At 75.0% G+C, this 14,541-nt stretch carries 9 protein-coding genes; 3 read left to right on the plus strand and 6 right to left on the minus strand.

From position 1 onward, the window contains the following. The first annotated feature begins 100 nt into the window (after nt 1-100). Genes AB0D44_RS06955 through AB0D44_RS06965 form a run of 3 tightly spaced genes read left to right on the plus strand, consistent with a single transcriptional unit; the run spans nt 101 to nt 3,486 of the window. The gene (locus AB0D44_RS06955; RefSeq protein ID WP_362585535.1) at nt 101-1,540 is read left to right on the plus strand and encodes an aldehyde dehydrogenase family protein; all 1,440 of its coding nucleotides are present in this window, start codon (nt 101-103) and stop codon (nt 1,538-1,540) included. Between the two features lie 39 nt (nt 1,541-1,579). Continuing rightward, on the plus strand, nt 1,580-2,014 hold the full coding sequence (locus AB0D44_RS06960; RefSeq protein ID WP_362585538.1) for a thioredoxin domain-containing protein: 435 nt from the start codon (nt 1,580-1,582) through the stop codon (nt 2,012-2,014). Nucleotides 2,015-2,055: 41 nt separating this feature from the next. Beyond that, nucleotides 2,056-3,486, plus strand: a complete 1,431-nt coding sequence (locus AB0D44_RS06965) for an NAD(P)/FAD-dependent oxidoreductase (RefSeq protein ID WP_362585540.1) — start codon at nt 2,056-2,058, stop codon at nt 3,484-3,486. Nucleotides 3,487-3,583: 97 nt separating this feature from the next. On the opposite strand, the gene AB0D44_RS06970 is transcribed toward AB0D44_RS06965, so the two are convergent. From AB0D44_RS06970 to AB0D44_RS06995, 6 genes are all read right to left on the minus strand, one after another. Then, entirely contained in the window at nt 3,584-5,665 is a 2,082-nt protein-coding gene (locus AB0D44_RS06970) for a hypothetical protein (protein WP_362585543.1), read from the minus strand. Next, entirely contained in the window at nt 5,662-6,882 is a 1,221-nt protein-coding gene (locus tag AB0D44_RS06975) for a VWA domain-containing protein (RefSeq protein ID WP_362585546.1), read from the minus strand. The genes AB0D44_RS06970 and AB0D44_RS06975 overlap by 4 nt, the downstream gene beginning before the upstream one ends. Further along, on the minus strand, nt 6,879-9,239 hold the full coding sequence (locus AB0D44_RS06980; RefSeq protein ID WP_362585549.1) for a DUF5682 family protein: 2,361 nt from the start codon (nt 9,237-9,239) through the stop codon (nt 6,879-6,881). The genes AB0D44_RS06975 and AB0D44_RS06980 overlap by 4 nt, the downstream gene beginning before the upstream one ends. A 12-nt stretch (nt 9,240-9,251) precedes the next feature. Continuing rightward, nucleotides 9,252-10,364 (minus strand): AAA family ATPase, encoded by a 1,113-nt coding sequence (locus AB0D44_RS06985; RefSeq protein WP_362585552.1) that lies wholly within the window; start codon nt 10,362-10,364, stop codon nt 9,252-9,254. Beyond that, nucleotides 10,361-13,981 (minus strand): DUF4132 domain-containing protein, encoded by a 3,621-nt coding sequence (locus AB0D44_RS06990; RefSeq protein ID WP_362585555.1) that lies wholly within the window; start codon nt 13,979-13,981, stop codon nt 10,361-10,363. The genes AB0D44_RS06985 and AB0D44_RS06990 overlap by 4 nt, the downstream gene beginning before the upstream one ends. Nucleotides 13,982-14,102: 121 nt before the next feature. After that, on the minus strand, nt 14,103-14,405 hold the full coding sequence (locus tag AB0D44_RS06995; RefSeq protein WP_362585558.1) for a DUF2087 domain-containing protein: 303 nt from the start codon (nt 14,403-14,405) through the stop codon (nt 14,103-14,105). Nucleotides 14,406-14,541 lie beyond the last annotated feature (136 nt).

Below are 14,541 nucleotides of genomic sequence, written 5' to 3' on the forward strand. Positions count from 1 at the left end.
ATAACTGAACAGAAGTGGAGCCTTCGGTCTGGCACGATGGCGCGTGCTGCCGCCCCCCGCCCCCCGGCACCCGCCCATCCCCACCCGGAGGCCACGCGCCATGCCGCTCCTCGACCCGACGCTCTGGCAGGACGGACCCGTCCTCACCGGCGGCGCCGCCCCGGTCCTCGAACCCGCCACCGGCCGCACCCTCGCCACCATCGACCTGGCCGCGCCCGCCGACGTCGCGGAGAGCGCCGTACGGGCCCTGGCCGCGCAGCGCGACTGGGCGCGCGCCACCCACCCGGAGCGGGCGGCCGTGCTGCGCCGCGCCGGGGACCTGTTCACCGCGCACGCCGAAGAGCTGCGGGAATGGCTGGTGCGGGAATCCGGCTCGATACCCGGGAAGGCCGACTTCGAGCTGCACGTCGCGGCGCAGGAGTGCTACGAGGCCGCCGCGCTGGCCTCCCGCCCGACCGGCCAGGTGCTGCCGAGCGAGGCGCCCCGGCTCTCGTTCACCCGACGGGTGCCGGCCGGGGTGGTCGGCGTCGTGGCCCCGTTCAACGCCCCGCTGATCCTGTCGATCCGCTCGGTGGCGCCCGCGCTGGCCCTCGGCAACGCGGTGCTGCTCAAGCCGGACCGGCGCACCGCCGTGTGCGGCGGCCTCGCACTCGCCGCCGTCTTCGCCGCCGCGGGTCTGCCGGGCGGCCTGCTGCACGTCCTGCCGGGCGGCGCCGGGACGGGAGCCGCGGTCGTGGCCGATCCCCGGGTCCGGGTGGTGTCGTTCACCGGATCCACCGCCGCAGGACGGGCGGTGGGGGAGCTGGCGGGCCGTCACCTCACCCGCGCGCACCTGGAGCTGGGCGGCAACTCGGCCCTCGTCGTGCTCCGTGACGCGGACGTCGGGGCCGCCGTGGCCCAGGCCTCCTGGGGCACCTTCTTCCACCAGGGCCAGATCTGCATGACCGCCGGCCGCCACCTCGTGCACGCCTCGCTCTACGACGAGTACGTGGAACGGCTCGCCGTGCGCGCCGAGTCCCTGGCCGTGGGGGACCCGTACCGCGAGCAGGTCCACCTGGGGCCGCTGATCGACCGTGCCCAGGTGGAGCGCGTACACGCCCTGGTGGAGGCCAGCACCGCACAGGGCGCCAAGCTCGTCGCGGGCGGCACCCACCGGGACCTCTTCTACCGGCCGACCGTCCTGGCGGGCGTCGGGGACGACACCCCCGCCTACACCGAGGAGGTCTTCGGCCCCGTCGCGCCCGTACGGTCCTTCGCCACGGAGGAGGAGGCGGTGGAGCTGGCCTCGGCCGGCCCCTACGGACTCTCCCTGGGGATCGTCACCCGGGACGCGGGGCGCGGCCTGGACCTCGCAGAGCGGATACCGACCGGGATCGCGCACGTCAACGACCAGACGGTCAACGACGAGGCCGTCGCCCCGTTCGGCGGGGTCGGCGTCTCCGGCACCGGTTCGCGGGTCGGCGGCGAGGCGAACCTGGAGGCCTTCACCGAGCTGCGCTGGACCACCATCCGCTCCACCCCCGCAGGGCATCCGTTCTAGGACCCGTCCGTTTGCGGGAGGAATGATGCGGACACGACGTTGGTTCAAGGAACAGAACGCGCAACCAGGAGGCAGGACACCGTGGCAACAGTCGAGCTCACCAAGGAAAACTTCGACCAGACGGTCAGCGAGAACCCGTTCGTGCTGATCGACTTCTGGGCGGGCTGGTGCCGGCCGTGCCTGCAGTTCGCCCCGGTCTTCGAGAAGGCCTCCGAGGCCCACCCCGACCTGGTCTTCGCCAAGGTGGACACCGAGGCGCAGCAGGAGCTGGCCGGAGCCTTCCAGATCACCTCCATCCCGACCCTGATGATCGTCCGGGACCAGGTGGCCATCTTCGCCCAGCCCGGCGCCCTGCCGGAGGCGGCCCTGACGGACCTCATCGCGCAGGCGCGCGCCCTCGACATGGACGAGGTGCGCGCGAAGATCGCCGCGGAGCAGCAGGGCGGTGGGGAAACCGGCACGCCGGAGGCCTGATTGCGTGACGCCGCCCCCGGCGGGCGGTGACACTGACCCGTATGACCGAAGCCGTGGAGTACGACGTAGTGGTGCTCGGCGGGGGACCGGCCGGCGAGAACGTCGCCGACCGGACCCGCGCCGCCGGGCTGAGTACCGCCCTGGTCGAGAGCGAACTCGTGGGCGGGGAGTGTTCGTACTGGGCGTGCGTGCCGAGCAAGTCGCTGCTGCGCCCGGTGCTCGCCCGGGCCGATGCCCGCCGGGTGCCCGGCCTGGCGGACGCCGCCGGTGGGCCCCTGGACACGGCGGCGGTGTTCGCGCACCGCGACTACTGGACCGGGAACTGGAAGGACGAGGGCCAGATCGACTGGCTCGACTCGATCGGCGCCCATGTCTACCGGGGCCACGGCCGGCTGTACGGGGTCCGCAAGGTCGCCGTCACCAGCCCCGAGGGCGAGCACCACGTGCTGTCGGCCCGCCACGCGGTGGTGGTCGCCACCGGAACCCGCGCCGTGATCCCTGATGTTCCCGGAATGGCCGGGGCCGGCCCCTGGACCAGCCGCGAGGCGACCTCGGCCCGGGTGGCGCCGGGTCGGCTGCTGATCGTGGGCGGTTCGGTGGTGGCCGCCGAGATGGCCACGGCATGGCAGGGCCTCGGATCGCAGGTCACCGTACTCGTACGCGGCACGGGACTGCTGCCGCGGATGGAGCCCTTCGCCGGTGAGCTGGTCGCCGAGGCGCTGCGCGAGGCGGGCGCGGCGGTCCGTACGGGCGTGAGCGTCGAGGCCGTCGTACGGGACGGCTCCACCGGCCCCGTCACGGTGGTACTGGAGGGCGGCGAACTCCTCGAGGGCGACGAACTGCTCGTGGCGACCGGACGCGCACCGCGGACCGAGGACATCGGACTGGACACCGTCGGGCTCCCCCCGGGCCGGTGGATCGGGGTCGACGACAGCTGCCGGGTGCCCGGACACGACTGGCTGTACGCCGTCGGGGACGTCAACCACCGGGCGCTCCTGACCCACCAGGGCAAGTACCAGGCGCGGATCGCGGGAGCCGCGATCGCCGCCCGCGCGGCCGGCGGGACCCCGCTCGACACCGGTCCCTGGGGCGCGCACGCGGCGACCGCCGACACGCGGGCCGTCACCCAGGTCGTCTTCACCGACCCGGAGGCCGCCGCGGTCGGCCTCAGCCTGGCCGAGGCCGAACGGGCGGGCCACCGGGTCCGCGCCGTCGACTACGACCTGTCCAAGGTCACCGGCGCCGGGCTCTACGCCGACGGCTACCGCGGCCGGGCCCGGATGGTCGTCGACCTGGACCGCGAGATCCTCCTCGGAGCCACCTTCGTCGGCCCGGGCGCCGCCGAACTGCTCCACGCCGCCACGATCGCCGTGGCGGGCGAGGTCCCGCTCGAGCGCCTGTGGCACGCGGTCCCGGCCTTCCCGACGCTCAGCGAGATCTGGCTCCGGCTGCTGGAGGCGTACCGGGGCTAGGCCGTCTCTTTCGGATCTGGACTGACCCGCAAGATCCGAAAGAGACGGCCTGGGTGAGTGGTCCAGGCGGCCGTGCCGGCGGATCACATGCGCCGGGTCAGGCCGCCCGGGCGTGGAGTTCCAGGGCGGACAGCAAGTGGATCTGGGCGTCCACCCAGGGGCGGACCGCCGTGGCCGGGCCCTCGTCGTGCAGGGCGGCGAGGAAGGCACGGACCAGTCCTGCGGCGGCCGACAGGCCCGTGCGGGACAGGTCGGTCGCGGCCTCCTCCAGGCGGGCGCGGGCGGCCGCGCCGCATGCGCGCAGGCCGCGGTCGGCCGCCGCGGCCATCGCGGACACGGCGCCCTCCAGGGCCTCGCTGAGCGGGTCGCGCGGGCGCGGCAGCAGGTTCGGCACGAGCGGGGAGCCGGCGGCGGGGCTCAGGTCGGGTACGGTCACGCCCTGCGTCGTCATGACGGCGATCGGGTCGAAGACGAGCCCGGCGCCCGTCACCCGGACGAAGGCGCTCAGGTAGCGGACCTCGCCCCGGCTGCCCTCCAGGCACGCGGCGAGGACGTCCAGGGCGCCGGGACTGTACGGGTTGTGCACCGCCGAGAGCGTCGCGGCGGCGCCGTGGGCGTCGCGTACGGCGGCCTCCAGGCGCTGCTCGGCCGGGTCGTAGCCGAGCTCCCCGATCTCGTGCACCGCGACCACCCGCACGGAGTCGGCCCCGGTCCGGGGCCGGACCAGGTACAGCGGCAGCCGGTCCAGCGCGCGGGCGTGGGCGGCGAAGTCCCTGAGCAGCAGCGGCTCCGGGAGATCCGCCCAAGCCGAGCCGACCGGAGTCACGCTCGTCGACGCCACCCGGCCGGCGCCGATGGTGACGGACAGGCCGGGAGTGCGGGAGGCGCTCTCGCTCACCAGGTTGGCGCGGGCCACCGCCCCCAGCGGCGCCCCCGCCACCCGCCGGGCCGCAAGTTCGGGCCCGGTCGGATCCTGGCCCGGCGCGAGGGCCCACCGGCGGCGCAGCACCAGGCCCGTCCCGGCGTCGCCGTGGGCGAGGAACACCTCGGCGGTGCGGTCCTGCGGGGTACCGCTGATCCGGCATCCGAGCGCCGTGAGGCGCACCCGCCGCAGGGCGGTGTCACCGCGCTCCCCGGAGCCCAGCACCTGGGACGCGGCGACCTGCGAGGTGTGGGCGGCCGCGCGGAGGCGGGCGTGGAATTCGGTGATCAGCGCGGCGTGCCGCTCGGCCCGGTAGCGGGCGCCCCGGCCGGCGTGCTCGTCGAGCTGCTCGATCACGTCGGTGAGCGTTCCGGCCGGCCAGTGCAGGGCCCGGGCGGACAACTCGTCCCGCACCCGGCGCAGGGACGTCGCCAGTACCGGCCCGGCGTGGGCGGCGCCGTCCAGCAGCAGCTCGTCGAGGAGGGCGGCCGCCGTACGGAGCTCCGGCGACCCGGCGGCGAGCGTCCGGCCACCCCTTCCGCCCACGTCGACCTGGGCGGGCGGATCGGCCGGATCGGCCTCGGTGGCGGCGCGGAACGCCCAGACGGCGAGCGCGATGACCTCCCCGCGCCGGGCGGCGGTGGCATCGGTGACCGCATGCCCGATGCCGTCCGGCGCCGGTACCGGGAAGCGCACCGTGCAGGTGGGCAGTTCGGCCCGGGCGACGGGCTCCTCGGCCGTCGGATGGTGCAGCCGGGCCGTGTAGCCGCGGGCGAGGGTGCGCCGCGCGGAGGTCACGGCCCGGGCTCCCACGGCGGCGCTCAGCGCGTCGTCGTCGAGGCTGCCGGGGGACCACGGCCGCCATGCGGCTCCGCCTTCGGTTTCGGCATCGGTCCCGGCGCCGGTATCGGCCGAAGCGGCGCCGGCGCCGGCAGGGGCACCGGGGCCGGCTTGCCGGGTTTCGGCGGCGTCCCCCTGGCAGGCGAGGACCAGGCCGATCAGGTGCCGGCAGATCCCCGGTGCCCCGCAGGTGCACGTGCCCCGGTCGAGGCCCGCACCCGGCGGCAGCGCAACCTCCGTGCCGTCCGGGAACCGTCCGCGCAGCGTGCCGTCCGCGTCCGGCCACACCTCGGCCCCGCAGCCCGCGTCCCGTTCCTTCGCGGCACGTTTGACCAGGCCCCGGTTGGCGAGCGAGGCGAGCGTGGCGAGGTCGAGGGCCAACAGGTCGGGGCGGGCCGCCGCGCCGGCCCCGCTCATCGGCCCAGCCTTTCGGCGACGAACTCGGCGAGCTGACCCGGTGTCATCGCCCCGACGTGGGCGCCCGCGTCGGCGAGCCGCTGCGCGAGCGCGCGGTCGTACGCCGGGTTCGCCTCCTGGTCCAGCGCGGCCAGGCCCAGGACGGTCGTGCCCTGTTCGGCCAGCTCGCGCACCCCGCGCACCAGCCGGTACGGGTCGCCGCCCTCGTAGAAGTCGGTGATCAGCGCGACGATGGCGCGCCGCGGGTTGTCGATCAGCCGGGTGCCGTAGTCGACCGCCTTCGCGATGTCGGTGCCGCCGCCGAGCTGGACGCGCATGAGCAGCTCGACCGGGTCGGTGACATCGCTCGTCAGGTCCACCACGCTGGTGTCGAAGGCGACCAGATGGGTCTTCAGGCCCGGCAGCCCCCACAGGCTGGCGGCGGTGACGGCGGAGTGGATGACCGAGTCGACCATGGAACCGGACTGGTCCACCAGCAGGATCAGCTGCCACTGCTCCAGATGGGGCCGGGTGCGCGAGTGGAAACGCGGCCGCTCGATCAGGATGCGCCGCTCGGCGGGCTGGTAGTGGGCCAGGTTGGCGCGGAGAGTGCCGCGGAAGTCGAAGTCGCGGGCCGAGGGCAGCAGACTGGGGCGGCGCGAGCGCGTACCGGTGAACGAGCGCCGGATCTCGGGCTCCAGCCGGTCCAGCAGGCGGCGCACCACCGTCTCCACGATCCGCCGGGCCAGCCGCAGCACCTCGGGGTTCATCAGGTGCTTGGTGCGCAGGACCGCGCGCAGCAGCGTCGGGTTGGGCTCCACGCGCTCCAGTACGGCCGGGTCGGTGACGATCTCGTGGATCTCGTAGAGCTCGACGGCGTCCCGCTCCAGCCGCTCGATCGTCTCCTTGGGGAAGAGCCGGTGGATGGCGTCGAGCCAGTCGACCGCGGTGACCGCCGAAGGCCCGTCGCCGCCCTCCCGGCTCTCCCGCGCGTTCACGCCGGGACGGACGCCGCGCCGGGCCTGCTCCGGGTCGCGGCCGTAGAGCCAGTCCAGCGCGGCGTCGCGGGCGGCGGCCTCGGCGCCGAGCGGGCCCGTGCACCGTTCGGCGGGGGCGCCCAGGACGAGCCGCCAGCGCTCCAGGCCGGGATCGGGGGCGCCGGCGGGGATGCGGGGGCCGGGGGTGCTCGCGCGGTGGGGCTCGGCGGCGCCTGCGGGACGAGGGCCCGGGGCGGTCACGGGGCGGCCCGCAGGCCGTAGCGGTCAAGGGTGCGTTCCACGTGGTCCTCCAGGTTCCGGGCCCGCGCGATCAGCAGCGGGTCGGCGGTGACGCGCAGCAGCGACCGTGCCGAGCCGCGCAGACCACGCCGTTCGATCAGTTGCGCGGCGATCCGCTCGCGCTCGCGGGGCGGGAAGTAGGCGAACGCCTGCCGCAGAGCGGGCAGACCGGCCAGGAAGTCCTCCTCGGACATGGCGCGGACCAGTTCGTCGAGCACGCCGATCAGCGGTTCCGGGCCGCCGCCCGAGGTCAGTTCCGTACGGGCGAGGGCGAACAGGCCGGCCAGCCAGTCGCCGAGCGTCCCGGGACCGGCCGCCGCGCGGACCGCGGCGGCCGCGTCGAGACCGCCGGTGTCCCCCAGCACGCGGCGCAGCCCGAACGCCGCGCCGCGCAGGTCGGCCGGGGCGGCGGCGTCCGCGCTGATCCGGTGGCACACGCCGGTCACCGTCTCCCGCGGCACCGACAGCAGCTCCTCGGCGTGCAGCACCGCATCCCGTACGGCGGAGAGCGCGCGCAGCCGGCCGTGATCGGGAGCTGCGCCCGTCCCCTGGACCCCCTCCGCCAGCCACAGGACGCGGCCGACCGCGGTGTCGACGGCGGCGCCGAGCAACGGGTCGCGGGCCACGCCGTACACCCGGTCGTGCCGCCACAGCCCGAGGGCCGTGCGCAGCGCCCCGCCCAGCGGTCCGAGCGCGGTCGCCCGCCCGAGACCGGCGCCGAGCTCCGCGACCAGGCGGGCGGACAGTCGCGTGGCACCGCACACCACGGCGTCGAAGAGGACACCGGCCAGTGCGTCGGGCTCGGCGCCCGCGGCGTGCATCCGGTCGTCGAGGACGGCGGCCGCGGCCTCGTCCAGGGTCGCGCCGAAAGCGCCCGCCTCGATCAGCGCGGCCTCACGGCCCGCCGCCGTCCGGGGCTCCCAGGTCTCGGTGAAGACCGGGTCGGTGCCGTGGGCGGGGCCGCTCACCCGGGTGAAGCCCGGTACGTCCAGCACCCGCAGCCGGTGCAGCGCCTGGCTGCGGTTCAGGTCCGCCGGGTCGGTCAGCCGCAGCGTAACCGGCCGGCCGTGGTGCGGGCCCAGGCCCAGCGCCGCCAGCCGGGCTTCGACGTCGTGCACGAGCGGAGGCGCAGGCGTGCCCGGATGCAGCCGCCCCACGCGGTCGCCGCTGCAGGCGGCGACCATCTCCACGACGACGGGGTGGGCCCCGGGGCGCAGCGGGCCGCGTCGGGTCCAGGGCAGGGGCTCGTCGAGCGCCTCGGTGATCAGCGCCCCGGCCAGTCCGTCGAGCAGGTCGAGGCGGGTGGGCGCCCGGTGCCCGCGCAGCGCGGCCAGGCCCAGGGCGGTGCTGTGCGCGGCGACCAGCCCGGCCGTCGAGACCGGATGGCCGCGCTCGCGCAACCGCCCGGCGACCGCCCGCACCAGGGATTCGCCCGCGGCGTCGGGGCCCGCTTCCCACAGGCGCTGGTAGTACGCCGGTGAGGGCATCCCCGACTGGTACCCGGCGAAGGCGTCGAGCTGCCGGAAGGAGTACGGCACCAGGAAGCTCCCGCCCACGGCTCCCTCGGGCGGCTCGGGCACCTCCGGCCAGACTCCGGGCAGGCCGTCTCCGGGACCGCCCTCGGTGCCGTCCCCGTTGTTGCCGTCCCCGCCGTTGCCGTCCCCGTTGCCGTCCCCGGTCAGGGCGACCAGCGCGGGCCGGTGGAACCCGCCCGTGACCACGAGGACCGGGCGCTCCCCGGCGGCGGCCACTGCGGCCCGCACCCAGGAGGCCATGTACTGCTCCCGCGCCCGGTCGCCCTCGTCCGCGACCGCGTCGCCGCGCACGACGTCGAAGTACGCCTCCAGCCGGGCGGCGAGCCCGTCGTCCCCCGGGTCGGCGCCGGACTCGAACATCCGGTCCCACAGGGCGTCGACGGAGTCGACGTGGAAGCGCCGGCACAGCCGTTCGGTCGCCTCGGCGTAGCGGGCCTCGGCGTCCGCGTACCGGTTGGTGCGCCCGGCGAACGCCGGGTGCCAGGCGGGCAGGTCGATGAAGCGCACCTCCGCCCCCGCGGCCCGGCCCGCCGTCAGCGCCACCCACTCCGGCGAGTAGTCGCACAGCGGCGTCCAGGACGTGGCACTGCGCTGCGCGTCCCGGTAGTGGCTGAACACGGCGACCGGCAGCTCGTGCCCGAGCAGCAGCTCGTCGAGGCGGCCGGCCAGGTCGGCCGGGCCCTCGATCAGGACGTGGGCGGGGCGCAACTCCTCGATGGTGCGGGCGACGAGGCGGGCACAGGCGGGGGAGTGGTGGCGCACTCCCAGGAAGGTCGCGGTCATCGGGTCACCGGCTCATCGGCCCGCGAGCAGGTGGCGGGACGCGTGCAGCGCCTTCCACTGCGCCCCGCCGCGCTTGGCCGCCCGCTGTTCGAGGTAGCGCCGCAGCCGGGCCAGGTCCTCCGGGCTGTCCTTGGCCGCCGTACCCGCCAGGCAGGTGACCAGGTCCGCCGCGTTGCCCGGCTCGCCGCGCAGGAACCAGCCCCGTACGCCCACCGCGTGGGCGACCGACACGGCCTCGGCGGTGCTCATGACCGAGGAGAGCCGGTCCCGGCCCGCGCCCTCGCCGCCGACTCCCGAGCGCAGCTCCCGGAAGGTGGTGACGAGCACTTCCATGACGTCCGGGTCGGGCGCCGCGCTCACCCCCGAGCGCTGGAGCAGGGCCTTCGCCTCGGCCTCGACCAGGGCGAGCTCGGTGTCCAGGTCGCAGATCGGGAAGACGGTCTCGTAGTTGAACCGCCGCTTGAGCGCGGCACTCATCTCGTTGACCCCGCGGTCGCGGGTGTTCGCCGTCGCGATCACGTTGAAGCCCTGGCGGGCGAACACCATCCCGTCCGGCCCCTCCAGCTCCGGTACGGCCACCACCCGTTCGGACAGCAGCGACAGCAGGGAGTCCTGCACCTCCAGCGGGCAGCGGGTGATCTCCTCGAAGCGCACGAGCCGCCCCTCGCGCATCCCGGTCAGCATGGGAGCCGGTACCAGCGAGCGCTGGGACGGGCCCTCGGAGACGAGCAGGGCGTAGTTCCAGGAGTACTTGATCTGGTCCTCGGTGGTCGCCGCGCCGCCCTGGACGATCAGCGTGGAGTCGCCGCTGACGGCCGCCGCGATCAGCTCCGACAGCAGCGACTTGGCGGTACCCGGTTCGCCCACCAGCATCAGGCCCCGGTTGGTTGCCAGCGCCACCAGGGCCCGCTCGACGAGGGCCGCGTCCCCGACGAACTTGCGGCCGATGCCCGCCTCCTCGTCCCCGACGATGAAGCGGCGGGCGGCCCGCAGGCTCAACTGCCAGCCCGGCGGGCGGTGGTCGGTGTCGCGGGCGCGCAGGGCCGCGAGTTCCGCGGCGTGGCGGACCTCGGCGGGCGGCCGCTGCAGCTGCTCCGCGGCCGGGGGTGTGGTGGCGGTCGTCATGACGTCAGCTCCGTCAGGTCGGCCAGCACCTCGGAGACGATGACCGGGGACAGGTCGCCGAACTTCAGCGGATAGGTGCGGGAGCTCCAGTAGTCACAGGGCCGGGTGTCGAGCCAGACGGTCTCCAGCTTCTGGTCCGGGAACTCCCCGATCATCCCGACCGCGATGCCCTCGTCGAGCCCGATCACCAGATAGCGCTCGGGGCCCAGCCGGCGGGAGAACCACCGCTCCACCCCGGCGTCCTGCGGCTCGCCGCGCTCCCAGCCGCGCTTCTGCAGCGCGAGCAGCTTGCCGACGGGCACGGTGAAGCCCTCGAAGCGGGTCAGGCGCGCGTCGGCGGCCTCCTCCTCGGTCACCGCCAGGACCGGCCGGCCCAGCTGCGGGAACGGCTGCACGATCTCGTAGTCCGCGAACAGCTCGGACCAGGCCTCCAGAGCGCCGTCCAGGTGCAGCGGGTGCGCCAGTGTGATGCTCGCGTCGTCCGCGAACACCACCGTCTCGTCCTCGGCATCGGCGTACGTACGGTCCTCGGCCACTCGGAACGCGGTCACCTCGCCCCCCGCCTCGGCCCGCCAGACCAGCCGCCGCACCAGGTGCCACACCAGCGGGTGCTCGACGAACAGCTGACGGAACTCGGCGGCCGTCCACGCGCGTCCGTCCACCATCGCGGCCTCCAGGCGCCGCACCTGGTCCGAGGCGATCGTGCGGACGTCCTTCTTCAGGGCCGTGAACCGCTTGCGCTCGGCCGTGGCGAGCTCCGCGTCGTCCCGGGCTCCCGGCTTCGGCAGGTCCTTCAGGCGCCGGCCGTCCCCGTCCCGTACGTACGGCTTGAGCTGCTCGTCGAAGCCGACCGTGAAGCGGCGCGTGCCGTAGTCGATGACGGTGCTGCCGTCCGCGTCCAGACCGAGGTCCGGCACCAGCCGGTCCGACAACTGCTCGCCGGTGAGCCCCAGCTCGGCCGCGACCTCGGAGATCTTCTCCTGGGCGCGGAGCTTCAGCGCCTTGAACTTCACGCGCTGCGCGATCCCGTGCAGGTGCAGCAGGGCGACATCGGTGCCGATCGACGCCAGGACGTCGAGACCGTCGACCGCCCGGTGGTGCGCGCCCTCGCCCGGCCACGCCCGGATCACCGGAGTCAGTGCGCGTACCGTCCCGTCGTCGCCGAACCAGCCGAGCGCGTGCAGCGCCCACGCCTCCTTGGGCGGCATCCCGGCGAGTTGCCATTGGGTGAACAGCGCCCACACGAAGGCGGTCAGCGACTCCCGGGTGCACAGCTCGCGCAGCTGGTGCAGTCCGGGGAACTCCGCCCGGGGCGTGGACACCGCCAGCATGGTCAGCACGTGTGCGACGGCCGGGGCGGGCAGGGCCCCACCGGACTTCAGCAGGATCTGCGGCAGTGCGTGTGCGTCGGCCCAGCCGGGCACCTTGGGCATGCGGGCGGGCAGCGCGGACGCCAGCGGATCGGCCACCAGCAGCGGCTCCAGGGCCTCGGCGGCCTCCGGGCCGTACTCGGCGACCACCCGGCGCACCGTGTCGGCGCCGTGCGCCGCCACGATCACCGACAGGGCCCGCTCGGCGGCGGTCCGCTCCGCGCCGGGCGTGCCCAGCGCGTCGGGGACGAGCAGCCGTGCCGCACCGGCGCCGTGCCGGACGCACCAGGAACGCGCCGTCTCACCCGCCACCTTGAGCCGTACCAGCCACTCGGCCATCAGCCGCGCCACGCCCGCATCGAGGAACGGAAGGAGCAGGGGCGCCATGACCGTCGGGTTGCGCGTCGCCATGCTCACGGCCACGGGCAGCGCGGCCAGTTCGTGCCGGGCGACGAGCGGCTTGAAGGAGCCGAGCCCCTCGTAGGTGTACTCGGTCCCCGGCCAGTCGGCGAGCAGCGGGCGCACCAGCTCCACGGGGCCCTTGACGAACACCGCCAGCGCGTCCCACTGCCGGCGCCGCACGCCCTTGCGCAGGTTCTCGACGTAGGTCTCCATCGGGTGGTACGGCTCCCAGCTGGTGACCCAGGACTCGGTGGCGGCCCATGCCTCCCGCTCACCGGTCCGCCACCGGATCGCGGCTTCGTCCGGCGCGAGCAGCCCGGCGACCGTCCGCGGCTTGGCCACCGTCCGCTTGCGGGTCCACGGCGGGTTGGTCAGCAGCGGCGGCAGCGCGTCCCACGCCGCCTCCTCCACCCGCCCCGCCCGGTGCACGAGGGGGTCGATGGCCGCGGCGATCTCCTCCGGGAGGGTCGCCAGCAGGCCGAACGCGAGGTCGCGGTGGGCGGCCACGTGCCCGACCAGCAGCTGACCGGCCATCGATGCCGCGGCGCCCGAGCCGAGCGAGGCCTGCGCCAGCATCCGCAGGGCCCGCGCCGGGTACCGGCGCGCCGCGGCGCTCACGGAGGCCCGTACGTGCTTGTTGTCGAGGCGGTCGACCAGGAAGCCGAAGGCCGCGTCGGAGGGCAGCTCGGCCAGGGCGGCCGCGGTCGCCTTGGTTTCGTCCGTGTCGATGTACTGCCGGGCCAGCTCGCCGGCCAGCAGCGGAGCCATCGCCGCGCCCACGCCCTCCCCGAGCGTCGCGATGAGGTCCGCGCTCCAGCCCCGCCACCCGAGGTCCACCCGATCGCCGAACAGGGCGGCCTGCTCGGGCGACCCGAGGGAGCACAGCAGCATCTCGCGCACCTCGCGCTCGGGGTGCGTGCGCGTCGCCGGGTCGGCGCAGCACGCGTCCACCCACTCCTGCTCCGAGGGGGCGAGGAAGCACGCCGACACGTGCTGGCGGCCGGTCCGCCGGGCGCCCGCCAGGCCGGCGACCGCGGCCCGGTACGTTTCCTCGTCCGCCACGGCCAGCAGGGCCCGGACGCGCTCCAGGGCCGGCCGGGAGGCCGATCTGCCCCAGCCGCCGTGGGCGCCGTCGTTGTCCGGGCGCAGGGTGACCCCGTCGATGAAGTTCTTGTTCTTCCGCGTCACCCACTCGAGCCGGACCTCCGGCAGTTCGGCTGCCGCGCGGGCGGCGAACGGCAGCCCGAAGTCGGCCACCCAGGCGTCCGCGAGGACGGTGAAGGACCGGGAGTGCTGGGTCACGAGCCTCGCGAGGACCGCGGCGCCCAGCGGGCTCGGAGTGCCGCCCTGGTGGGCCCGGGCGGCCTCGACGAGTTCGGGGTCGCTCTGCGCGCAGGAGAGCGCCCGCTCGATCGTCGGGGCGTCGCGCTCGAGCCACTCGCGCACCGTCTGCGGCGCACTCTCGTCGACGGCGGGCACGGTCCGGGCCGTCCCGCCGCGCCGCGGATGCAGATTCCGCTTCCATGCCTGAGGCAGCGTGAAGGCGTTTTCGTCCGCGGGTACGGCCGGGGCGGCCGAGGCGCCGGCGGCGCCCGGCTCCACGGCGGGGGGCGCGGCTGCGGCGGCCGCTCCGGCAACCGCTGCGGTCTGCGCATAGCCCTTGCGCTCCTTCTCGGCTATGGCCTTGACCAGGTGTGATTGCGCGTCAGCGGCGGAGTCGAACTCCTTGACCCGTGTCTGGCCGGCGGTCCCCGTGCGACCGAAGCGGACGGTCACACAGGTGCCCTCCGCCGCCGCCTCCCAGAACTTGGCCGAACCGCCGTCGACGTACTCCCAGCGCCGCACGCTGCCTCCCCTTTTCGTACGTGATCAGTTGACCGAACAGTAAACGGCCCCTCTGACAACGCGGCCGGAGGGCGGCGCCCTGGTGTGAGGGGTGCTCGCCGACACCCCCCCGCGGGACCCGCTACCGGGTGGTCGTCGCCCGCCGGTAGCTGCTGCCGTCGCGGGTCCGGGTGAGGTGGCCCGAGGTGATCAGGTACCGCCGCAGCGCCGAGCAGTCCTCGTGCACCGTGCGCAGCGCTTCGTTCACCTCGGGCTCGGTGTACTCGCGGTCCGCCGCGAAGAGGGTCTGCGCGAGGTGGACGAGCAATTGCTCCCGCCGGGCCGCCTTGCGCGGGATCGAGGTGAGGCGGCCGCCCGAGAAGAGGTCCGAGACGTTCCGGCGGGCTTCGGCCGAGGGTGTTTGATCTTCGGTGCTCTGTGACATGGCAGGGAGCCTCTCCCGGCACCCGCCGCCCGGGCAACGCAATTTCCGGCTCCCGCGCCCGGCGGTGCACGCCTCGAAAAAAAGTGACGGTCGTTCATCTTACCGATTGGTAGTTCCGTCAGTACCCTCCCCGTGA

Origin of the sequence: Streptomyces sp. NPDC048349 (genome assembly GCF_040651925.1) — a bacterium.
GTDB lineage: Bacteria > Actinomycetota > Actinomycetes > Streptomycetales > Streptomycetaceae > Streptomyces.